The organism is Amycolatopsis cihanbeyliensis (assembly GCF_006715045.1).
Classification (GTDB): Bacteria; Actinomycetota; Actinomycetes; order Mycobacteriales; family Pseudonocardiaceae; genus Amycolatopsis; species Amycolatopsis cihanbeyliensis.
This window is the reverse complement of the sequence record NZ_VFML01000001.1, coordinates 2,469,635-2,491,564: the sequence shown is the minus strand read 5'-3', so window position 1 is coordinate 2,491,564 and position 21,930 is coordinate 2,469,635. Positions and strand designations below refer to the sequence as shown.

General features: G+C 70.7%; 16 protein-coding genes and 1 pseudogene. 7 read left to right on the top strand and 10 right to left on the bottom strand.

Annotated elements, in window-relative coordinates; all coding sequences use genetic code 11:
- Positions 1–3: 3 nt before the first annotated feature.
- Both FB471_RS10970 and FB471_RS10965 read right to left on the bottom strand, forming a co-directional pair.
- A complete protein-coding gene (locus tag FB471_RS10970) occupies positions 4–1,557 on the bottom strand; it encodes an acetolactate synthase large subunit (protein WP_141997502.1) in 1,554 nt (517 codons plus the stop codon).
- A 17-nt stretch (positions 1,558–1,574) separates the two neighbouring features.
- Positions 1,575–2,948: an FAD-binding oxidoreductase gene (locus FB471_RS10965; protein ID WP_142001758.1), complete on the bottom strand. Its 1,374-nt coding sequence runs from the start codon at positions 2,946–2,948 to the stop codon at positions 1,575–1,577.
- Positions 2,949–3,071: 123 nt separating this feature from the next.
- Between FB471_RS10965 and FB471_RS10960 the strand changes: the two genes are divergently transcribed.
- A complete protein-coding gene (locus FB471_RS10960) occupies positions 3,072–3,920 on the top strand; it encodes an aldo/keto reductase (protein WP_141997500.1) in 849 nt (282 codons plus the stop codon).
- Positions 3,921–3,942: 22 nt separating this feature from the next.
- Here the strand turns inward: FB471_RS10960 and FB471_RS10955 are convergent, their stop codons facing one another.
- Positions 3,943–4,443, bottom strand: coding sequence for a DUF3830 family protein (locus FB471_RS10955; RefSeq protein WP_141997498.1), 501 nt, complete (start codon positions 4,441–4,443; stop codon positions 3,943–3,945).
- Positions 4,444–4,464: 21 nt separating this feature from the next.
- Positions 4,465–5,718 carry an aspartate aminotransferase family protein gene (locus tag FB471_RS10950; protein WP_141997497.1) on the bottom strand — a complete coding sequence of 418 codons (1,254 nt, stop codon included), beginning with the start codon at positions 5,716–5,718 and terminating at the stop codon, positions 4,465–4,467.
- Between the two features lie 100 nt (positions 5,719–5,818).
- On the opposite strand from FB471_RS10950, the gene FB471_RS10945 reads away from it, so the two are divergent.
- From FB471_RS10945 to FB471_RS10935, 3 genes are read left to right on the top strand one after another with little or no spacing between them, the layout of a single operon-like run.
- Positions 5,819–7,285 carry an NAD-dependent succinate-semialdehyde dehydrogenase gene (locus FB471_RS10945; RefSeq protein ID WP_141997495.1) on the top strand — a complete coding sequence of 489 codons (1,467 nt, stop codon included), beginning with the start codon at positions 5,819–5,821 and terminating at the stop codon, positions 7,283–7,285.
- The gene (locus FB471_RS10940) at positions 7,282–8,340 is read left to right on the top strand and encodes a tartrate dehydrogenase (RefSeq protein WP_141997493.1); all 1,059 of its coding nucleotides are present in this window, start codon (positions 7,282–7,284) and stop codon (positions 8,338–8,340) included. The genes FB471_RS10945 and FB471_RS10940 overlap by 4 nt, the downstream gene beginning before the upstream one ends.
- A 43-nt stretch (positions 8,341–8,383) precedes the next feature.
- Complete coding sequence (locus FB471_RS10935) at positions 8,384–12,436, top strand: cation-translocating P-type ATPase (protein WP_141997486.1); 4,053 nt, start codon at positions 8,384–8,386, stop codon at positions 12,434–12,436.
- Positions 12,437–12,454: 18 nt separating this feature from the next.
- Here the strand turns inward: FB471_RS10935 and FB471_RS35920 are convergent.
- From FB471_RS35920 to FB471_RS10915, 4 genes and pseudogenes are all read right to left on the bottom strand, one after another.
- Positions 12,455–13,030: pseudogene (locus FB471_RS35920) on the bottom strand (IS5 family transposase); the annotation flags it as partial.
- Between the two features lie 714 nt (positions 13,031–13,744).
- Positions 13,745–14,416, bottom strand: coding sequence for a GntR family transcriptional regulator (locus tag FB471_RS10925; RefSeq protein WP_141997474.1), 672 nt, complete (start codon positions 14,414–14,416; stop codon positions 13,745–13,747).
- Between the two features lie 2 nt (positions 14,417–14,418).
- Positions 14,419–15,180 carry a maleate cis-trans isomerase family protein gene (locus tag FB471_RS10920; RefSeq protein WP_141997472.1) on the bottom strand — a complete coding sequence of 254 codons (762 nt, stop codon included), beginning with the start codon at positions 15,178–15,180 and terminating at the stop codon, positions 14,419–14,421.
- 42 nt (positions 15,181–15,222) lie between these two features.
- Entirely contained in the window at positions 15,223–15,972 is a 750-nt protein-coding gene (locus FB471_RS10915; protein WP_141997470.1) for a maleate cis-trans isomerase family protein, read from the bottom strand.
- 90 nt (positions 15,973–16,062) lie between these two features.
- On the opposite strand from FB471_RS10915, the gene FB471_RS10910 reads away from it, so the two are divergent.
- Together FB471_RS10910 and FB471_RS10905 are read left to right on the top strand one after the other, a co-directional pair.
- Positions 16,063–17,067, top strand: coding sequence for a D-2-hydroxyacid dehydrogenase (locus FB471_RS10910; RefSeq protein ID WP_170220775.1), 1,005 nt, complete (start codon positions 16,063–16,065; stop codon positions 17,065–17,067).
- Positions 17,057–18,472: an amidase gene (locus FB471_RS10905; protein WP_141997468.1), complete on the top strand. Its 1,416-nt coding sequence runs from the start codon at positions 17,057–17,059 to the stop codon at positions 18,470–18,472. The genes FB471_RS10910 and FB471_RS10905 overlap by 11 nt, the downstream gene beginning before the upstream one ends.
- Before the next feature lie 4 nt (positions 18,473–18,476).
- On the opposite strand, the gene FB471_RS10900 is transcribed toward FB471_RS10905, so the two are convergent.
- Together FB471_RS10900 and FB471_RS10895 are read right to left on the bottom strand one after the other, a co-directional pair.
- Complete coding sequence (locus tag FB471_RS10900) at positions 18,477–19,532, bottom strand: alpha/beta hydrolase (protein ID WP_246076344.1); 1,056 nt, start codon at positions 19,530–19,532, stop codon at positions 18,477–18,479.
- A gap of 77 nt (positions 19,533–19,609) precedes the next feature.
- Positions 19,610–20,929, bottom strand: a complete 1,320-nt coding sequence (locus tag FB471_RS10895; RefSeq protein WP_141997466.1) for a cytochrome P450 — start codon at positions 20,927–20,929, stop codon at positions 19,610–19,612.
- 189 nt (positions 20,930–21,118) lie between these two features.
- Here FB471_RS10895 and FB471_RS10890 point away from each other — a divergent pair, with 189 nt between their 5' ends.
- Entirely contained in the window at positions 21,119–21,916 is a 798-nt protein-coding gene (locus FB471_RS10890; RefSeq protein WP_246076343.1) for an SAM-dependent methyltransferase, read from the top strand.
- Positions 21,917–21,930: the final 14 nt, after the last annotated feature.

Genomic DNA, 21,930 nt, shown 5'->3' with positions numbered 1-21,930 from the left:
GGATCAGAGCAGGGGCGGCACGAGCGCGTCGATCAGGTGCGGGCCGGGCTCGGCCAGCGCGCGGGAGAACTGCTCGGCCAGCTCCTCCGCCGTGCTCGCCCGACCGGCGGGCACGCCCATGCCCTCGGCGATCCGGACGAAGTCCAGGTCCGGGTGGGACAGGTCGAACAGCTCGCTCGCCTTCGGGCCGGAACTCTCCGCGCCCACCCGCTGCAACTCCATCCGCAGGATGGCGTAGGCCCGGTTGTTCAGCAGCACGGTGGTGACGTTCAGGTTCTCCCGCGCCTGGGTCCACAGCGCGGACACGGTGTAGAGCGCGCTCCCGTCGGCCTGCAGGTTGATCACGGGGCGATCCGGTGCGGCGATCGCCGCACCGACGGCCACCGGCATGCCCTGGCCGATCGCGCCGCCGGTGAGGGTGAGCACGTCGTGCCGGGGCGCGCCCGCGGTGGCGCCCGGTACGAGCAGCCCGGAGGTGTTGGCCTCGTCGGAGATGATCGCGCCCTCCGGCAGCAGGGCACCGAGCACGTCGGCCCAGTTCTGCGGGGTCAGTTCCCCGGAGGGCAGCTCGGGCCGCCGCGCGGCGGCCAGCGGCGGCTCGGTGTCCGGGGCGACCTTGGCGGCGAGCTCGGTCAGCGCCGCCACCACGTCCTGCTCCATCCCGGCGAGCGAGTGGACCGCGGCCCCTTCGGGCACCAGGTCGCTGGCCTTGCCGGGATAGGCGAAGAAGGAAACGGGGGAGCGCGCCCCCACCAGCACCAGGTGCCTGACCCCGTCCAGCTGGTAGGTCACCTGCTCGGCGAGATAGCCGAGGCGCTCGATATTCGGCAGCCCGGCGCCGCGCTCGATCCGCCGCGGGAAGGTCTCGGCGAACACCTTCGCCCCGGTCGCCGCGCCGATCGCGGCGGCCGCGCGTAGCCCCTCCTCCCGGCAGGCGTGGCCGCCGATCAGCAGGGCCACCGGTTCCGCACCGCGCAGCAGTTCGGCCACCTCGGCGACCGCCCCGTCCGGTACCGGCTCGGCCGGCCGGGCAGGCACCGGCGTACCCGCCTGGCCGCCCTCACCCCAGGAGACGTCCGCGGGCAGGATCAGCGTCGCGATCCGCCCGGGGGCCTCGCGCGCCGCGGCGACCGCCGCGTCCGCGTCCGCGCCCACCTCTGCGGCGCCGCCGCAGCGGCGCACCCAGCCGTTCAGCGTGCCCGCGACCGCGTCGATGTCCGACTCCAGCAGTGCGTCGTACTGCTTGTGATACGTCGCGTGGTCACCCACGATGTTGACCATCGGGGTATGCGCCCGCCGGGCGTTGTGCAGGTTCGCCATCCCGTTGGCGAGGCCGGGCCCGAGGTGCAGCAGGGTGGCCGCGGGCCGGTCCGCGATCCGCGCGTAGCCGTCGGCGGCGCCCGTGACGACCCCCTCGGAAAGGCCGAGTACCCCGCGCATCTCCGGCACGGTGTCCAGCGCGGCCACGAAATGCATCTCCGAGGTTCCCGGGTTGGTGAAGCACACGTCGACACCCGCGTCGACGAGCGTGCGGATCAGGGACTGCGCGCCGTTCATGCTGCTCGCTTTCTGTACTAGTCGAGGAGTACACCCGGATTGAGGATGCCCGCGGGATCGAAGGCCTGCTTGATCCGCCGCAGCAACTCGAGCTTGGCAGGGTCCTCCAGCTCGACGAAATGGTCCCGCTTGGCGTTGCCGATGCCGTGCTCACCGGAGATCGCGCCGCCCACGGCCATCCCCTCGGCGAAGATCTCGTGCAGCAGGGCCCTGCGCTTGTCCGGGTCCTTCTGGAAGACGGCGAGATGCACGTTGCCGTCCCCCGCGTGCCCGCAGCCGAGTACCCCGGACTCCGCCTTGAGCGCCAGTTCCCTCGTACTGGCGAGGAACTCCGCCATCTCGCTGCGTGGGACCACCACATCGATCACGTCGTCGGCACCGATGGACTTGGCCGTCCAGAACGCCTTCTCCCGCGCCTCGATCAACGTCCGTGCCGCGTTTCCCTCCAGCACGTAGACCTCGGCGGCGCCGAGGTCACCGAGCAGGGTGCCGAGCAGTTCGACGTCGCCGTCCAGCAACGCGGCCGTCCGGTTCTCCAAGCCGACCACCAGATAGGCGCCGGAGGCGTCGCGGACCTCGTCCGGGACACCCAGCCGGAGGTCGGCGGCGTAGGTCATGGCCGCCATGGTCAGGTTGTCGATGTACTCGAGGATGTGCGGGGCGAGGCCGCTGGAGATGATCCGCGGCACCACGGCCAGCACCTGGTTCAGGTCCTCGAACGGGGCGAGCACGGTCACGCCGTGGGCCGGCCGCGGATACAGCTTCACGATGACCTCGGTGGCCAGCGCCAGCGTGCCCTCCGACCCGATGACGAGCTGGGTGAGGTCGTAGCCGGTGGAGATCTTGGTGAGCTTGCCACCGGTCCGGATGAGCTCGCCGGTGGGCAGCGCGGCCTGGAGCCCGAGCACGTTGTGCCGGGTCACGCCGTACTTCACCGCGCGCATCCCGCCCGCGTTGGCGCCCACGTTGCCGCCGACACTCGCGCTCATCTCACCGGGGTAGACGGTGTAGTTCAGCCCGGCCTCGGCGGTCCTGGCGTCCAGTTCGGACAGTGTCACGCCCGGTTGGACCACGGCCACGTGGTTCTCGGTGTCCACCTCCAGCACGGCGTTCATCCGCTCGAAGGACACCAGCAGCCCGTCCGGCCGGGGTCGGGCGGCCCCGGACAGCCCCGTTCCGGACCCGCGCGCGGTGACCGGAACGCCGTGCTCCGCCGCGGCGACCAGCAGCGCGGCCACCTCCTCGGCCGTTCCGGGCCGGGCCAGGAATCGCGGCTGCTGCCCGGGAACGGTGAGCGCCTCGTCCCCGGCGTAGTCCGCGGAGATCTGGTCCCCGGTGAGCACCTGCTGCTCGCCGACGATCTCGGCCAGCCGGGTAGCGACGTCGCTCAGCACGGCCTCACCCGTCCTCTCGCGCCATTGCGGTTGGTTACCGCAGGGTAGTCCACTCGTCGAGGATTCGACTGGGGCTAAATCTCTGGTGCCCTGCCCGCCCCGGATCGCAGGCTGGCGCGCATGACCGCATGTGAACCCAGGTTTTCCTTCGACGAGACGCGTTCGGTGTCCCGGCTCGGCTTCGGCGCCATGCGACTGACCGGGCACGACCGCAAACCACCCGCCGAGCACCGGGCGGCGCTCGAGGTGGCCCGGCGTGCGGTGGAGCTCGGCGTGGACTTCATCGACACCGCCGACTCCTACGCACTCGGCGCCAACGAGGAACTGCTCGCCGAGGCGCTGCACCCGTACCCGGAGGGGCTGCTGATCGCCACCAAGGCCGGGCAGAGCAGGCCACGGGGCGACTGGGTGCCGCTCGGTCGCCCGGAGTACCTGTGCCAGCAGATCGAGCTGTCCCTGCGTCGGCTGCGGATCGAGCGGATCGAGCTGTTCCAGCTGCATCGCATCGACCCGAAGGTCCCGCTGGCGGACCAGCTCGGTGCGCTCGCCGAGATGCGGGACGAGGGCAAGATCGCCCGGGTCGGGCTGTCCGAGGTGAGCGTGCCCCAGCTCGAGGCCGCTCGCGGGATCGTCGAGATCGCCAGCGTGCAGAACCGGTACAACCTCACCGACCGGGCTTCCGAGGACGTGCTGGACTACTGCGAGCGGGCGGGAATCGCGTTCATCCCGTGGCTTCCGATCGCGAACGGGCGGCACGCCGAGTCGGCGGGGGCCGTCGGGAAGGTGGCTGCGGAGCTCGGCGCCACCCCGGCGCAGGTGTCGCTGGCCTGGCTGCTGCACCGCTCGCCGGTGGTGTTGCCGATCCCCGGCACCTCCACCCGCGCCCACCTCGAGGAGAACGTGGCCGCCGGCAGCCTGGGGCTGACCGGCGACCAGTACGCCCGCCTCGACGCGCTCGGCGGCGAGTAGGGCGGGGAGAGAAGGCGGCGGCCTACTCGGCGCGGGCGAAGGACAGCGTCTCGCCCTCCACGCCGCGCAGCCACAGGTCCTGCGCGGCCGCCGCCATCTCCTCCAGACCCTCGGTGATCGTCGCGAACACGTTGCCGGGCACCCAACCGGCGTCCCCGTTGATCAGCAGGTTGTTCCGGCCGTAGAAGATCGCCAGGTCCGTCGCGCCGGACGCGCTGTGCGCCTCGCTGCCGTCCTCGTAGCCGTAGGCCGGGTTGCCGATCTCCCATGCCTCGAAGCCGAAGTACACCACGTCCCCGGGAATCGGGGTGACCGTCGGGTTCTCCCGGCCCGGCTTGGGCTCGGCGAACGGCGGCACCAGCGTGTACACCTCGTTGCGGGCGTACTTGGCGTGGTAGGCCGAGCTGCTCTGCGGCAGGGCGTCCCACACCGCCCGGCAGGTGCGCGGCGCCTCGGCCTCCAGCAGCCGGGCGCGGCAGGACACCCCGCGCTTGTCCAGGGTGATGGTGATGTAGCGGGCCACGCGTCTCTCCCCAGCTCTCGGTTACTTCGCGACCGACTGCACGACGTCGGCCCAGATCTCCAGTGCCTCGTCGATCTGCTCGGCGCTGACCACCAGCGGCGGGATCATCCGCACCACGTTCATGTAGGCGCCGCAGGTGAGCAGCAGCAGTCCCCGCTCGGCGGCGGCCTTCTGCGCGGCCTGCGCGGTGGCGTTGTCCGGCTTGCCGTCCGGCGTGGTGAACTCCGACCCGACCAGCAGGCCCAGCCCGCGCACATCGCCGATGGCCGCGGTCTTCTCGCCGATCGCGCGCGCCCCGCCGAGCAACTGCGCGCCCCTGGCGGCCGCGTTTTCCACCAGGCCCTCCTCCTGGATCACCTCCAGGGTGGCCAGCGCCGCGGCGCAGGCGACCGCGTTACCGCCGTAGGTCCCGCCCTGCGAGCCCGGCCACGCCTTGCCCATCAGCTCCTCGGAGGCCGCCACGGCGGACAGCGGGAAGCCGCTGGCCAGGCCCTTGGCGATCAGCACGACATCCGGCCGCGCGCCGAAGTGCTCGTGCCCCCAGAACCGGCCGGTGCGACCGAACCCGGTCTGGATCTCGTCCATCACCAGCAGGATGCCGTGCTCGTCGGCGCGCTCGCGCAGCCCGGCGAGGAACTCCGGGTTGGCCGGCACGTAACCGCCCTCACCGAGCATCGGTTCGATGAAGAAGGCCGCGGTCTCGTTCGGCGCGCTCATCGTCGCGAACAGGTAGTCCAGCTCCCGCAGGGCGAACTCGGTGGCGGTGCGCTCGTCCCAGCCGTAGTGGTAGGCGTGCGGGAACGGGGCCACGTGCACCCCGGCCATCAGCGGGGAGATCCCGGCGCCGAACCGCGTACCGGAGGTGGTCATCGAGGCCGCGGCCACCGTGCGGCCGTGGAAGCCGCCCTGGAACACCACGACGTTCGGCCGGCCGGTGGCCTGCCGGGACAGTCGCAGCGCGGCCTCCACCGCCTCGCTGCCGGAGTTGGCGAAGAACAGCGAGTCCAGCCCCCGCGGCAGTACCTCGCCGAGCCGCCTCGTCAGCTCGAGCAGCGGCTTGTGCATGACGGTGGTGTACTGGCCGTGGATCAGCTTGCCGACCTGCTCCTGCGCCGCGCTGACCACCTTCGGGTGGCAGTGGCCGGTGCTGGTCACCCCGATGCCCGCGGTGAAGTCGAGGTGACGACGGCCGTCCACGTCGTAGAGGTAGGCACCCTCGCCGTGGTCGACGACGACCGGGGTGGCCTGCTTGAGCAGGGGGGACAGCTGTGCCATGGCAGCGGTGCTCCTAACTGGCCGGGGATGCCAGCCTTGTAGATTGTTGACAATATGCATAGCATGGCTGCTGGACCGGCGCAAACAAGGAGTCAGGTGGATGAACCCAAAGCCCAGTGAAGCCAGCGTTGTCGAGACGGTCGACAAGGAGCTGTTCGTCGGCGGCAAGTGGACCCAGGCCGCGGGCGGCAAGACGTTCCCCGTGCACGACCCCTCGACCGGCGGCGTGCTGTGCGAGATCGCCGATGCCTCCCCCGAGGACGGCATCGCCGCACTGGACGCGGCGGTCGCCGCGCAGGCGGACTGGGCGAACCATCCGCCGCGGGAACGCGGGGAGATCCTGCGCAGGGCCTACGAGGCGTTGATGGCCCGCGCCGACGAGTTGGCCCTGCTGATGACCCTGGAGATGGGCAAGCCGCTGGCCGAGGCACGCGGCGAGATCACCTACGCCGCCGAGTTCTTCCGCTGGTTCGCCGAGGAGGCCGTGCGGATCGACGGCGGCTACGCGGTGGCGCCGAACGGCAGTGGCCGCTTCCTGGTCGCCAAGCAGCCGGTCGGGCCGTCCATCCTGATCACACCGTGGAACTTCCCGATGGCCATGGGCACCCGCAAGATCGGGCCCGCGGTCGCGGCCGGGTGCACGATGGTGATCAAACCCGCCGCGCAGACGCCGCTTTCCATGCTGGCGCTGACCCGGATCCTGGCCGACGCCGGCCTGCCGGACGGGGTGCTGAACGTGCTCACCACCACCGACTCGGGTGGCGTGATGGAGCCGATCATCCGCGACGGGCGGGCCCGCAAGCTGTCCTTCACCGGCTCCACCTCGGTCGGGCGCAAGCTGCTGGAACAGTGCGCGGACAAGGTGTTGCGCACCTCGATGGAGCTCGGCGGCAACGCGCCCTTCCTGGTGTTCGACGACGCCGACCTGGACGCCGCGCTGGACGGCGCGATGCAGGCGAAGATGCGCAACATCGGTGAGGCCTGCACCGCGGCCAACCGCTTCTACGTGCAGCGCGGGATCGTGGAGGAGTTCTCCCGCCGGCTGACCGAGCGGATGGCGGCACTGCCGATCGGCCGGGGCACCGAGGAGGGTGTGGTGGTCGGCCCGCTGATCGACGAGGCGGCGGTCGAGAAGGTGAGCGGCCTGGTCAACGACGCCGCGCAGCGGGGAGCCAGGGTGCTCACCGGCGGGGCCACAGTGGACGGTCCGGGGAACTTCTACCAGCCCACCGTGCTCACCGACGTGCCGCCGGACGCGAAGCTCGCGGACGAGGAGATCTTCGGGCCGGTGGCGCCGATCTCGGTGTTCGACACCGAGGAGGACGCGGTGCTGGCCGCCAACAACACGGAGTACGGGCTGGTCAGCTACCTCTACACCGGCGATGTGAAGCGTGCCTTCCGGGTGTCCGAGCGGCTGGAGGCCGGTATGATCGGCCTGAACCAGGGCATCGTGTCGAACCCGGCCGCGCCGTTCGGCGGGATCAAGCAGTCCGGCCTCGGTCGCGAGGGCGGAACCGTGGGGATCGACGAGTTCCTGGAGACCAAGTACATCGCGGTGAGCCTGTGAGCACCTATCGCATCGCCGGCATCCCCGGCGACGGGATCGGCGTCGACGTCACGATCGAGGCGCGCAAGGTGCTCGACCGGGCCGCCGAGCTGCACGGATTCGGTCTGGAGTGGACGGAGTTCGACTGGAGCTGCGAGCGCTACAGCCGGACCGGCACGATGATGCCGGCCGAAGGGGTCGAGCAACTCGCGCCCTTCGACGCGATCCTGCTCGGCGCGGTGGGCTTCCCCGGTGTGCCCGACCACGTCTCCCTGTGGGGCCTGCTGATCCCGCTGCGCAGGGCGTTCGCCCAGTACGTGAACCTGCGCCCGGTGAAGCTGCTGCCCGGAACCACCAGCGTGCTGGCCGGCCGCTCGGCCGAGGAACTCGAGATGGTGATCGTCCGGGAGAACTCCGAGGGCGAGTACTCCGCGATCGGTGGACGCCACAACACCGGGCAACCCGGCGAGTTCGTGCTGCAGGAGTCGGTGTTCACCAGGGTCGGTGTGCAGCGGATCATCCGGTACGCCTTCGAGTTGGCGGTCAACCGCAAGGGCAGGGTGTGCTCGGCCACCAAGTCCAACGGGCTGATCCATTCGATGCCGTACTGGGACGAGATCTTCGCCGAGGTCGCCGCGGAGTACCCCAACGTGGCGAGCGAGCAGTGCCATGTGGACGCGCTCGCCGCGCGGATGGTGCAGCAGCCGGAACGCCTCGACGTGGTGGTCGCCTCGAACCTGTTCGGGGACATCCTGAGCGACCTCGCCGCCGCGGTGACGGGTGGCCTCGGCATGGCACCCTCCGGCAACATCAACCCACCGGGTGAGTTCCCTTCCATGTTCGAGGCCGTGCACGGCAGCGCGCCGGACATCGCGGGCCAGGGCATCGCGAACCCGGTCGCGCAGGTGCTGACCGGTGCGATGTTGCTCGAACACCTCGGCCGGACGGGTGCGGCCAACGCGGTCACCACCGCCGTGGAAAAGGTGCTCGCCGAGGGAGCCGTGGCCACGCCGGACCTCGGCGGAACCGCCACCACGGCACAACTCGGCTCGGCGATCGCGGCCGCACTCGGCTGAGCCTTCCCGCATAATCCGGCCCGGTTCCGGGCATCCTCGGCCGATGAAACTACTGGGTGCGCGGATTCCGGGACCACTGTTCGCCCTCGGCGCGGCGGCGGGGACGGCCCGCGAGCTCACCGGGCTCGCGCTGTCCCCGCTGACCGGGCCACGTCCGACCCAGCGGGCCGAGTGCACCGAGGACTCGCACCACCCTTCGGACGGCCTCCATGGCACCTACCTGGTGTCCACCTTGGCCGGGGACCTCGCGGGCTTCGGGCTGTCGATGCTGACCAGGCTCCTGCCGTGGGCACCGGTCCCGACCGAACTGGCCGCCCTGCCCTCGGTGGCCGACCACCATCCCCGGTTACGTGCGTGGCTGGCCGAACGGGCCGGCGGCCGGGAGCGCGCCGACTCCGCGACCTCGATCGCGGGCGCGCTGGCCCAGGGTTTCGCCTCCGGTGGCGAGGGCACGCTGCTGGACGCCGCGCAGCGCGTCGAGCAGTGGCGAGAGGCCCGCGAGCATCAGCGCGCCTGGCGGGCCGCGCAGGAGCGGCTGGTCGACGGCCCCGAGGTGGTCCCGGTGGCGCCCGAGCGTGCAGCCTCGGTACCGGAGTCGCCGCAGGATGCCTACGAGCGCGACGCCATGCGATTCGGTGGCATCGTGGCGACCGCCGCCGTCCCGTTCGTCGGCCCCCGGCGCGCGGCCGCGTTCGGGTTGGCCGCGTTGCCCAAGGCGACGCGGGCCGGTCAGGATGCCTTCGGTGCCCACCTCGGCAGGGTGCTGGCCAGGCGCGGCGTGCTGGTGATGAACCGGTCGGTGTTGCGCGAGCTCGGCCGGATCAGCACGGTGGTGCTGGACGAGCGGGCCCTGGGCACCGGTCGCCTGATGCCCGCCGACCTGGTGCCGCTCGCCGGAAGCGATCCGAAGGCGGTGGCCGAGCAGACTTGGCGGCTGTTCGATCCGGCCGGCCCGCACGCGGTTCGACAGGGCGGTGGCTGGACGCTGGGGCCGCTGGACGAACTCGAGCTGCGTGGCAGGCGCGGGGCCAGGGAGCGTGCCCGGCTGGAACGCGGGAATCCCGCCGCGGTGCTCGGTCTCGCCGACGGCGACCGGTTGGAAGCCGTGCTCTCCCTCACCGCCGAGCAGGCTTCGGGGGTCAACACCGTGACCGCGGCGGCCCGCCGCACCGGGTTGCCGGTGCTGCGGCCCTCCGCCGGTGCCGACATGGCCGCCACGGTCCGGGAACTGCGGTCCGAGGGCGAGGTGGTACTGCTGGTCTCCGGCGACCGCGCGGCGCTGGGGGCCGCCGACTGCGGTCTGGGGGTGTATCCCGCGGACGCGCGGCGGCCGTGGGGTGCGCACCTGCTCCTCGGCGAGGACCTGGATGCCGCCGCCTTGCTGGTCGAGGCGGCGGATGCGGCCCGGAGGCTCGGCGCCGAGGACGTCCGGTTGGCCAAGGTGGCCACCGGGGTCGGCGCGATCAGCGCCCTGCAGGGCGGCCGGGCCCGGGGCGGCGCGGCGGCACGCGGTATGCGCGCCGTCAACGCCGGGGCCGCCGTCGCGATGGCCAACGGGCACCGGCACGCCCGGCGGCTGCGGCCACCGGAGGTAACGGCCGAAGCCGGCCCGAGTACGGCGGGATGGCACCTGATGCCGGCCGAGGCGGTGCTGCGGGAGCTCGACACGAGTGCCGAGGGACTCGGTGGCGCCGCGGTCCGCGAGCGCGCCCGCGAGCGAGGAACCGTCGCCGCGCGGGGGACCAGCCTCGGCAGCGCGTTCCTCGCCGAGCTGGCGAACCCGCTCACCCCGGTGCTGGCCGGTGGTGCCGCGCTCTCGGCCACGGTCGGCTCGCCGGTGGACGCCGCGCTGGTCGCCGGGGTGACCGGCCTTTCCGCGTTCCTGGGCAGCATCCAGCAGGTGCGGACGGACCGGGAGCTGGCCGAGTTGCTGAACCGCTCGGCGGTCACCGCGCACGTCCGCAGGGACGGCCGGGAACGCACGCTCAGCGCCGACGAGCTGGTCGTGGGGGACGTGGTGCTGCTGGCCGCGGGAGACGTGGTGCCCGCCGACTGCAGGCTGCTCGAGGCCGACGGTCTCGAGCAGGACGAGTCCGCGCTGACCGGCGAGTCCCTTCCGGTTGCCAAGGATCCCGCGCCGGTGGTGGCCGCGGAGATCGCCGGACGCTCCGCCATGCTGTACGAGGGCACCACGGTCGCGGCCGGCACCGCGGTAGGTGTGGTGGTCGCGGTCGGCGACGACACCGAGGCGGGTCGCGGCATGGCGCTGGCAAGGGAGCGGGCGCCGCGTGCGGGCGTCGAGCAGCGGCTTGCCGAGCTCACCAGGAACAGCATGCCGCTGGCGCTGGGCTCGGCCGGGGCCGTGGCAGGCGCCGGGTTGCTGCACCGGGTGCCGCTGCGGGAGAGCATGTCCGCCGCGGTGAACCTGGCGGTGGCCTCGGTGCCCGAGGGTTTGCCGTTCCTGGTGAATGCCGCGCAGCTCGCTTCCGCACGGCGGCTGGCCGAGCACGGCGCGCTGGTGCGCAACCCGCGCAGCGTCGAGGCGCTCGGCAGGGTGGACGTGTTGTGCTTCGACAAGACCGGAACGTTGACCGAGGGCACGCTGGCGGTCAGCGAGGTGGACGACGGGCGGTCCCGGCACCGGATCACCGCGCTGGGCGAGAGCACGCGGCGGGTGCTCGCGGCCGCGCTGCGTGCCACCCCGGCCGCGGAACGGGTCGAGGACCTGCCGCATGCCACCGATCGGGCCGTGCTGGCCGGTGCCGCGCGGGCCGGGGTGCCCCCGGAGTCCGGGGCCGAGCGCTGGCGCCTGGTGCGGGAAATCCCGTTCGAACCCTCGCGGGGTTACCACGCGGCGGTGGGGGAGTCGGCGAGCGGACCACTGCTGAGCGTCAAGGGCGCGCCGGAGGCGGTGCTGCCGCGCTGCGCGATCGACGGCGGGGAGCGCAAACGCTTGACGACACGGATGAAGCAGCTCGCCGAGTCGGGTCACCGCGTGCTCGCGGTCGCCGAGGGCGAGCCCGCGGAGGACGATCGGGTGGCCGAGCTGCGTTTCCGCGGGTTCGTGGCGATCGCCGACCCGGTGCGCGGCAGTGCCGCCCCCGCCGCGGCGCGGCTGCGCGAGGCCGGGGTGCACATCGTGATGATCACCGGGGATCACCCGGCCACCGGTGAGGCGATCGCGGACGAGGTCAACCCCGGCAACGGCGGCCTGCACGTGGTGACCGGGCCCGAACTGGACGAGCTGGACGACGAGGCGCTGGCGGAGCGGCTGCTGCGGGTGGACGTGGTGGCCCGGTGCAGCCCTGCGCAGAAGGTCCGGATCATCCAGGCGTACCAGGGACTCGGCCGCACCGTGGCGATGACCGGTGACGGTGCCAACGACGCCCCGGCGATCCGGCTCGCCGACGTCGGGATCGCGCTGGGCGCCCGCGGCACGCCCGCCGCGCGGGCGGCGGCGGACGTGGTGGTGACCGACGACCGGCTGGAGACGATCATTGCCGCCCTGGTGGAGGGCAGGGCGATGTGGGCCTCGGTCCGCGAGTCACTGGGGGTGCTGCTCGGTGGGAACCTCGGCGAGATCACGTTCAGCGTGCTCGGCGCGTTGACCACGGGGCGCTCGCAGCTGACCGCGCGGCAGTTCCTGCTGGTGAACCTGCTCACCGACCTGGCGCCGGCGCTGGCGATCGCCCTGCGCAGGCCGGACGGCGGTGCCGTGCAGGATCTGCTGCGGGAGGGGCCGGAGAACTCGCTCGGCGGCGCGTTGCGCAGGGAGATCGCCCTGCGCGCGGGGACCACCGCGGCCGGTGCCTCGCTGGCCTGGTGGCTGGCAAGGCTGACGGGTCGCAGGCGGCGCGCGGGCACGGTGGCGCTGGCCGCGCTGGTCGGCACGCAGCTCGGGCAGACGATGTTCACCGGCGGCCGCAGTGTCTCGGTGGTGGCCACCGGCCTCGGTTCGGCCGCCGTGCTGGGGCTGGCCATCCAGACGCCGGGCCTGAGCCGGTTCTTCGGCTGCACCCCGCTGGGGCCGGTCGGCTGGGGTATCGCCATCGGCAGCGCTGGGGCGGCGAGCCTGACCGGCGCGCTGCTCGGGTAGCGGTCCGATCTCGATGCTGATGCCGAACAGGGTTCTCGCCCAGTCGATCAGGGTGCCGGTGTAGCCGGAATCGGCCCACAGGTGCCGCACGCTGGGGCAGAGGTAGCGCAGCCTGGCCAGGAGGTTCCTGGCGGCGGTGCGGTCCTGGACGTCGGCGCTGGTGACCAACACACAGATCAACAGGCCGACGGTGTCTACGGCGATGTGCCGTTTGCGGCCGTTGATCTTCTTGCCCGCGTCGAACCCGCGGCTGCCGGATGCGACGGTGTCGGCGGCTTTGACCGAGGCCGAGTCGATGATCCCGGCGTTTGGCGCGGCCCGGCGGCCTTCGGTCAGCCGGGCCCGGTCGCGTAGCGCATCGAGTAGATGTTGGGTCGCATCGTGGTGTTCCCACGCGGCGAAGTGCTTGTACACCGTGGACCATGGCGGGAAATCAGCCGGCAGAGCCCGCCATTTGATGCCGTTGTCGACCACGTACAGGATCGCGTCGACGATCTCGCGCCGACAGTGCTTCGCACGGCGACCACCCCTGCCGCCCAGCCAACCCGGCTTCGGCAACAATGGTTCGATCGTAGCCCACTGAGCGTCGGTCATGTCCGACGGATAACGCCGTGACCTGAGCGAAGGGCGGTGCGTGGTGGCCAACAGACAGCACTGTCGACCCCGCGCGAAGGGGACCGACGAACTCGGGCACGATGGCACCCGGGACTCCTCGGTAGGACGGTTGACTAGACACCACCCGATCTACCAGGAGTCCCTTCTCACCTCCGCAGCGACCCCAGCCGACCAAGATCAGTTCAGGAACAGGCTCTCAGAGATACAGTGTACTATGGGTTCTGTCGTCGTCCGGGGATCCGTATGTGAATCGGAACGGTATCTCTCCACGCCCCCAATGATATCGAAATACTCGAGGGGGATGTGGTGTTACTGATCGGTTTTCACCCGAATGTGCGTTCGAAACGGCCGGGGTGGCCGGGCGGGGTGGGGAGTGTCGTTCCGTGGGGTGCTGGCGCTGGTGAGCAGTTTTGCCAGGGGTGATGCGGGGGTGCGCCAGTGCCTCACGGCGCGCCGAAGGCGTGCCCGAAACGCGCACCACAACCGCCCCCGCCACCCGCAACCCCCTCAAACCGACCCCCCGCGAACGGCAAACTCGCCAACGCCAACAGCAAACTCGCCAACGCGAACGGCAAACTCGCCTACATGAATGGCCAACACGGTTACGTGAGCAGCAAACTCGCGTATATGAATGGCCAACGCGTGCGCGGGAATGGCAAACACGCGGATGTGGGCGGCAAACGCGGGCGTGGATTACTGGCGGAGCGGGGTGCCGGGGGCGAGGCGCTGCACGGCGTCCTCCATATGCGCTTCCAGCAAGGTCAGCACGGTTTCCTGGTCGCCCTCGCGGATGGCCTCGATGATCCGGTTGTGCTCGACCACTCGTTCGTCCACGTGCTGGTAGGTGCGCTGCAACAGGGACAGGCACATACGCGTCTCGATCAGCAGGGTGCGGGCCATCCGGACCAACCGCCTGCTGCCGGACGCCTCGATCAGTGCCTCGTGGAACCGCAGGTCCGCTTCGGACAGTGCTGTGGGGTCGTCCTCGTCCGCGGCGGCCGCCATGGCTTGTACCGTCTCGTCCAGCAGGGTCGCCGCCTGCTCCCGGTCGCCGTGCATGACCCTGATCGCGGCCGCTCGCTCGATCGCCGAGCGGGCGGTGTAGATGTCGTACACATCGTCCGGTTCGAGGTCGATCACGAACAGGCCGCGGTGCCGTTCGCTGCGCAGCAGCCCTTCGGACACCAACCGTTGCATCGCCTCCCGCAGGGGACCCCTCGACACCTCGAACCGGGCGGCCAGCTCGGTCTCCCCGAGCTGGGTGCCGGGCGGCAGCGAGCCGTTCATGATCGCGTCCCGGAGTTGGCGGGCGATGATCCCCGCGGTGGACTCCCGGTTGACCGGTTCGATGTCGGCGAGCGGCATGATCACTCGCCTTCCGCGGGGATCTCGGCGGGCGGGATGCGGAACAGCGCGCCAAGTCCGCCGGCGGCCCGCGCGGCGCCTGCCAACCGCAGGCCCTCCCAGATGGTCACCAGGTTGGCGGTGAGCACCGGCTTGCCGATGCGTTCCTCCATGGTGTCCACCAGCGCCAGGGTGCGCATGGCGGTGTCCGGGATGAGCAGGCCATCGGCGTCCGGGTGGTCATGCGCGGCGGCGAGGTCCACCACGGCCTCCGGGCTCAGCCTGCCGACCTCCGCCGCGGTGTCGATGTCCTGGCTGGACATGGACACGACCTCGATCCCGCCGGCGGCGAGGAACTCCACGAACAGTTTCGCCACCTCGTCCGGGTAGCTCGCCGCCACCGCCACCCGGCGCAGACCCAGCGCCCGCGCCGCCCGCACGAAGGCGAACGAGGTGCTGGTGGCGGGTACTCCGGCGGCGGCGGACAGCCCGGCGGCCTGCTCGCCGGCGCCCTTCCAGCCGTAGACGAAGCTGCCACTGGTGCAGGCCCACACCACCGCGTCCGGCTCCCGAGGGGCCAGCAGCCGGGCGCCCTCGGCGAGCCGCTCCGGCTTACCGAGGTCGAGCAGCTCCTCCACGGCGTGCAGGTCGGTGCCGTAGATGTGCGCCACCGGCAGCCGCACCTCGTCGCCGAGCAGCCGTTCGGCCAGCGGGTAGTCGTCCTCGGCCGCGTGGTCGGGGTAGATGAAGCCGATCGTCCGCTGCGGCTCAGCCTGCTCAGCCATGGAGACCTCCCGTCGGATTGTTGACAATCCTACTAGAAACCGTCAAGACACCTCGCGAAGCCATTCCCCCGCACCGACGACCGGGAGCTTCATCCGCTTGAGACAGGCCCACATGGTGAGCTGGTTCGCGGTGAGGATCGGCTTGCCCAGCGCGGTCTCCAGCGGTTCGATCAGGTCGTAGGTCGGCAGGTTCGTGCAGCTGACGAAGATCGCCTCGGCATCGCTGTGGTTGGCCGCGATGATCCGCTCGGCGATGGTGCGGTAGTTGACCTTCCAGATGCCGCCGCCGAGGCCGAGGTGGTCACTGGAGACCGTCCGCACCCCGAGCTCGGCCAGGAACTCGTGCAGCTTGCCGGTGAGATCGGCGTCGTATGGCGTCAGTACCGAGATCCGTCGCAGGTCGAGCTGCTGCAGCACCTCGGCCAGTGCGCCCGAGGTGGTGACCGCGTCCGGCGCGCCGGCATCGCAGATGGCCTTGCACAGCGAGCGTTCGTAATCGATCCCGTTCACGAAGCTGCCCGAGGTGCACAGGTATGCGACCACCTCGGGTTCCACGTGCAGCACGTCCCTGGTCGCGGCCGCGAGGTGCTGGCTGTTGCTCACCAGGTGCGCCATCTCCATGCTGACCGGCACCGGTTCGTAGGGGGTGCGGGCCAGATGCAGGGACACCTCCATCGGGACCCAGCGCCACAGCTCGCGCTCCAGCGCGAGGTCGAACGGTGCGATCACGCCGATGCCACGTTGCGCGAGCGGCCCCTCGAAGGAGGGGATGTCCAGTGCCGACAAATCCAAGGCTCAGCCTCCGGGCGCATCTGAAGGGCGTGCCTCCGGGGAACTCCTCGGATTGTTGACAATCATACGAGAGTCTCATACCGTGTCAACGTGATCGGCGCGGATTCCCCTGTGCTCGTGGTGCTCTGCGGTGAGCAACGCCCCCCGGACATGGACAGCATCGAGCGTACGGCCACGGTGCGTTACACGCGCGAGGACGGGCTGGCCGAGGCGCTGCCCGGCGCGGACGCGCTGTTCGTCTACGACTTCCTCTCCGCCGCCGTGCCCGACGCCTGGCCCGCCGCGGACCGCTTGCGCTGGCTGCACATCGCCAGCGCGGGGGTGGACCCGGTGCTCTTCCCCGGGCTGCGGGACAGCGAGGTGGTGCTGACCAACTCCCGTGGCGTGTTCGACAACTCGATCGCCGAGTACGTGCTGGGCGTGGTGCTCGCCTTCGCCAAGGACTTCGCCCGGTCGCTGCGGCTGCAGGACGAGATCCGCTGGCTGCACCGGGAGACCGACCGGATCGCCGGGCGCACCGCGCTGGTGATGGGCACCGGACCGATCGGCAGGGCGATCGCCGTCATGTTGCGGGCCGCGGGCATGAAGGTGGCCGGGATCGGCCGCAGGGCCCGCGAGTCCGATCCCGACTTCGGCACCGTATACGCCTCGGCGGAGTTGACCGACCACCTGCCCGAGGCGGATTACGTGGTCGCGGTGGCCCCGCTGACCGAGCAGACCAAGGGTGTCTTCGACGCCGATGCCTTCGCGGCGATGAAGCCCACGGCCCGCTTCATCAACGTGGGTCGCGGCGAGCTGGTGGTCACCGGGGATCTGGTCGAGGCGTTGCGCGCGGAGCGGATCGCGGGCGCGGCCCTGGACGTCTTCGACACCGAGCCGCTGCCCGCCGAGAGTCCGTTGTGGACGATGGATAACGTGTTGATCTCGCCACACATGTCGGGAGACTTCGTCGGCTGGCGTAACACGCTGGTCGAGGTGTTCGCGGACAACTACGAGCGGTGGCGTACCGGGCAGCCGCTTCGTAACGTCGTGGACAAGCAGTTGGGCTATGTTCCGTCGGGTTCGCCCGGGGCTGAGGAGAGAGATGCCAGCTAACACCAGCACCCTGCTCACGGCGAGCGAGCTCGTCGTGGCCTACCGCTCGGGCGAGCTGTCTCCGGTCGAGGCCACCACGGCCGCGCTGGAGACGATCGCGGAGCGCGACGACCAGTACAACGCGTACTGCCTCGTCGATGAGGAGGTGGCGCTGGAACAGGCCAAGAGCTCCGAGGAACGCTGGCGCGAGGGCAACCCGATCGGCTGGCTGGACGGGGTTCCGGCTTCGATCAAGGACATGTTCCTCACCCAGGGCTGGCCGACACTGCGCGGTTCCCGCTGCATCGAGGCCGACCAGTTCTGGGAGGTGGACAGCCCGGTCACCGCGCGGATGCGGGAGCACGGCCTGGTGCTGCTCGGCAAGACCACCACCCCCGAGCTCGGCTGGAAGGCGGTCACCGACAGCCCGCGGGAGGGCATCACCCGCAACCCGTGGAACACCGCGCTCACCGCGGGTGGGTCCAGCGGCGGCAGCGCGGCCGCGGTCGCGGCGGGCATGGGAGAACTGTCCGTCGGCACCGATGGTGGCGGCTCGGTCCGGATTCCCGCCTCCTTCTGCGGCATCGTCGGGTTCAAGCCCACCGGGGGCCGGATCCCGCTCTACCCGGCCAGCCCGTTCGGCGCACTCGCGCACGCGGGCCCGATGGCACGGTCGGTGGACGACACGGCGCTCATCCTGGACGTCCTCGCCCTGCCCGACTACCGCGACCCCAACGCGTTGCAGCCTCCGCTCTCCACCTACCGCGAGGCGGTCCGCCGCGATGTGCGCGGTCTGAACGTGGCGTTCTCGCCCACACTCGGTTATGTCGACGTGGACCCGGAGGTGGCCCAGCTGATCGCGACCACCGTAGCCGCGCTGAGCGAGGCGGGGCTACGGATCGAGGAGGCCGACCCGGGGTTCACCGACCCCATCGACTCGTTCGACGTGTTGTGGTCGGCCGGAGCCGCGAAGTGGCTGGACACCTTCCCGGAGGGTGCTGCCGAGAAGGTCGACCCCGGCCTGCGCACGGTGTGGGAGCAGGGACACACCTACTCGGCCAGCGACTACCTCGGCGCGATGGCCGATCGCGCTGCGCTGGGCATCCAGATGGGCGAGTTCCACACCCGCTACGACGCGCTGATCACCCCGGCCGTCCCGATCCCGCCGTTCGAAGCCGGGCACGACGTGCCGCCGGGCAGCGGGCTGGACAGCTGGCCGCAGTGGGCCCGGTTCAGCTACCCGTTCAACATGACCCAGCAGCCCGCGATCAGCGTGCCGGCCGGGTTCACCTCGAAGGGACTTCCGGTCGGCCTGCAGATCGTGGGGCCGCGGCACTCCGACGACCTGGTGCTCGCGGTGGCCAAGCTGGTCGAGGAGATCCAGCCCTGGGCCACCGACCGCCCGGCGGGCGCGGGACCGCGGTGAACCGCTAACCGCCGATCATCTGGTCCGCCCACCGTACGACGGTGTCGTGGTACCGGGGTGCGTTGGTGGAGTAGTTGAGCGAGTGCCCGTAACCCGGAACGACATGGGCCTGGAGCTGAGCGGCCGGGGAGTAGAACGGCCGCTCGGACCGCAGCAACGCCTCCGCCGAGCCGCAGTCGGTGGCCAGCGGCCCGCAGAAGGTGGGGTCCTCGGACGCCATGACGGTGAGCACCGGGACATCGACCAGCAGGGTGAACGGCGTCACCGTGCCGAGCAAGGCGGCGTCGACCAGCTCGGTCGGGGCCGCTACGTCCTTTGTGGATTCCTCGAACGCCGCCACCGCGTCGACGTAGGGTCCCGGCTCGTGCAGCGAGCCGAACCGGGTACCGGGCATGGTGGTCAGGTAGCCAGGATCCAGCCCCTTGCCACTGAAGGCGGGGTCGAGTACGGCCGGGACAAAGGTGGTGAAGACAGGCAGCAGGCCGGTCAGGTTGAGCCGGTGTGCCATGCCGGTGACCAGCACGCCGTCCACGTCGTGGTAGATGCCCGCCTCGATGATCGCGATGGCGGAGCCGAGCGAGTGTCCGCCCAGTATCACCTTCTCGAACCGCGGCCCCCGCGTCCCGGTGCGCAGCGACCGCACCACCTGGTGCACGGCGTTGGCCTGGGTGATCGCGGTCAGCACGGCGCTGGGTGGCGCGGAACTGCGCCCGGTGCCCAGCCGGTCCACGGTCAGCGTGGCGTACCCCGCCTCGTTCATGGCGCGGCGGAAGGAGCGGGTTTCCTGATCCACCGGGATGTCCCAGTACGTGCTGTTGTAGAAGCCGCCGGGAATGAGTACCTGCACCGTGCCCGCTTCGTCCGGCGGGACACACAGGGTGCCGGACATCGTGTACGGCAGTCCGAGGACGGACACGGGGAACTCCATGTCCTCGCAGGACGCCGTGCCGGCCCGCGCGTGGGCCGGAGCGATCAGCAGCCCACCGCCCAGCAGGGCGAGCAGGAGCACTCCCAGCCGACCGATGCCGGTACGTCGTCGTCCATGCTGGAACCAGCGCACGAAGGACACCTTTCTCTTGGACAGTTGTTGTTCGGGTACGTCTGTTGTTCGGGTGCGTCGCGACGAAGACAGCGGCGCTAGCCGCGCGGAACGGCCATCATGGACAGCCGGGCCGGGTAGGCGGTGGAGGTGTACTTGACCCGCACCGGTTTCCCCGGCACGGGCACGAGCCGCCACTTGGCGGCCACCGTCGCCACGGTGATCGCCATCTCGAGCTGAGCGAAGGTGTTGCCGACGCACTGCCTGGTGCCCGCGCCGAACGGGATGAACGCCCCGCGCGGAATGTCGCCTGCCCGCTCCGGTGCCCACCGGTCCGGGTCGAACCGGTCCGGCTCGGCGAAGAACCGTGGGTCGAAGTGCAGGGCGTGCGGGCTGATGGTCACCTCGGTGCCGGGGGCGAGCCGGACGCCGCCGAGCTCGACCTCCCGGTCGGTGCGGCGCATCAGGATCCAGATCGGGTACATCCGCAAGGTCTCCTTGATGACCTGCTGGGTGTAGGGCAGGGCGGGAACGTCCTCGAAGGTGACCGGGCGGCCGTCCAGCGCCCCGTCGATCTCCTCGTGCAGCCGGCGCTCGACCTCGGGGTTCTGGGCGATCTCGTGGAACAGCCAGGCCAGCGCGAGCGCGCTGGTCTCGATTCCGGCGCTCAGCAGCGTGATGACCTCGTCGTGGACCTGCTGGTCGGTCATGCCCTCGCCGCCCTCGTCCCGGGCCATCAGCAGCATGGACAGCAGGTCGCCGCGGTCGGTTCCGGTGGCGCGCCAGTCCGCGATGAGCTCGAGCACGACCGCACGCATGCGCGTGACGGCCCGGTCGAACCGGCGGTTGCCGCGCACCAGCAGCTTGTCCACGAAGGCAGGGGACAGCGCGCGGATCATGCCTTGCTTGATCACGATCGGGATGGACTCGCGGGCTTCGGCGATCGCGGCTTGCCCGAACCGGGTGCCGAACAGCGCCGCACCGACGATCGTCACCGCGAGGGCCTGCATGTCCTCGTTGACCTCCCTGGTCCGGCCTTCTCGCCAGGAGTCGGTGAGGTCCGAAACGGACTCCCGCATCGTCTCCGCGTAACGCGCGATACGGCCGCGATGGAACGCGGGTTGGATCAACCGGCGCTGCCGAAGGTGGAAGGCGCCGTTCGACATGACCAAACCGTTTCCGACGAATGGTCGGAACTTGTCGAACATCGCACCTTTCTCGAAACTGGCCGCGTCGGTGACCAGCACCTGGTGGGTCAGCTCCGGGCTGGTCACGAAATACATCGGCACCGGCCCCAGATAAACCTTCACCATGTCGCCGTGTTCGCGGAGGGACGAGGTGAACGCGAATCTACGTCGCAACATCGCAGGGCTGTGCCCGAGAACGGGCCATTGACCGGGTGCTACCGGGACCGACATCTCCACTCCTCGACGAGCGAAACGGACGGACTACAGTAGGCTCGATAAGGTGGTCGCCGACAGCGCCCGATCGTGTGGGTTCAGGTCACCCGGATGGGTCAGGAATCACCGACCCCCTTCCGGTAGGCTCGGCGCCCTCTTCGGTAGGCGGTTCGGATCGAGAAAGGCGTTTCCGTGACGCAGGAATGGGTGCCAAAGATCGTCGACACCTCGGTCCCGAGTGGCGCGCGGACCTACGATTTCCTGCTTGGCGGTGCGCATAATTTCGCGGCCGACCGCGCGATGGCGGAGCAGGTGGAAGGCGCGGTTCCCGGAATCAGGGACGCCGCCCGGTTGAACCGGGCTTTCCTCGCGCGTGCCGTCCGACTCCTGATCGACAAGGGAATTCGTCAGTTCCTGGATGTCGGTTCGGGTATTCCGACGGTGGGTAACGTGCATGAGATAGCCCAGCGGCATGCCCCGGACTACCGCGTGGTGTACGTCGACCGTGACCCGATCGCGGTCGCGCACAGTGAACTGATGCTGTCGGGTAACGAGCGGGCCGGCATCGCACACGCGGACATGCGCGATCCGGAGAGCGTTCTCGCCAGTGAGCCGGCACGGCGGCTGCTGGACTTCGACGAACCGCTCGGGCTGCTGTTCCTCCTGGTGCTGCACTGGGTGCCGAACGAGGCGGACCCGCTCGCGCTGATGGCCCGCTACCGGAACGCCATCGCGCCGGGCAGCTACCTGGCGATCACGCACATGACCGATGACGCGCAGAAGGACAAGATCGACGCGGTGGCCGGGATCGTGCGCGGCAGCCGCGGTGACGGTCAGGTCTTCCCCCGTACCCGCGACGAGGTCGCCGCACTCTTCGGAGACTTCGAGTTCGTCGAGCCGGGCATCGTCCCCACCGGGACGTGGCGTACCAGCGGACCCGGTGACGTCACCGACAATGTGGAGATGAACGAGCTTTCCTACGCCGGGGTCGGCCGCAAACCGTAGTTCCCGGCCACCGG

Excerpts from the sequence above, each read along its gene's own strand:
- FB471_RS10895 (WP_141997466.1), bottom strand. The coding sequence starts at position 20,929 with ATGTCGGTCCCGGTAGCACCCGGTCAATGGCCCGTTCTCGGGCACAGC.
- FB471_RS10950 (WP_141997497.1), bottom strand. The coding sequence starts at position 5,718 with ATGGCACAGCTGTCCCCCCTGCTCAAGCAGGCCACCCCGGTCGTCGTC.
- FB471_RS10945 (WP_141997495.1), top strand. The coding sequence starts at position 5,819 with ATGAACCCAAAGCCCAGTGAAGCCAGCGTTGTCGAGACGGTCGACAAG.
- FB471_RS10920 (WP_141997472.1), bottom strand. The coding sequence starts at position 15,180 with ATGGCTGAGCAGGCTGAGCCGCAGCGGACGATCGGCTTCATCTACCCC.
- FB471_RS10925 (WP_141997474.1), bottom strand. The coding sequence starts at position 14,416 with ATGCCGCTCGCCGACATCGAACCGGTCAACCGGGAGTCCACCGCGGGG.
- FB471_RS10970 (WP_141997502.1), bottom strand. The coding sequence starts at position 1,557 with ATGAACGGCGCGCAGTCCCTGATCCGCACGCTCGTCGACGCGGGTGTC.
- FB471_RS10935 (WP_141997486.1), top strand. The coding sequence starts at position 8,384 with ATGAAACTACTGGGTGCGCGGATTCCGGGACCACTGTTCGCCCTCGGC.
- FB471_RS10905 (WP_141997468.1), top strand. The coding sequence starts at position 17,057 with ATGCCAGCTAACACCAGCACCCTGCTCACGGCGAGCGAGCTCGTCGTG.
- FB471_RS10960 (WP_141997500.1), top strand. The coding sequence starts at position 3,072 with ATGACCGCATGTGAACCCAGGTTTTCCTTCGACGAGACGCGTTCGGTG.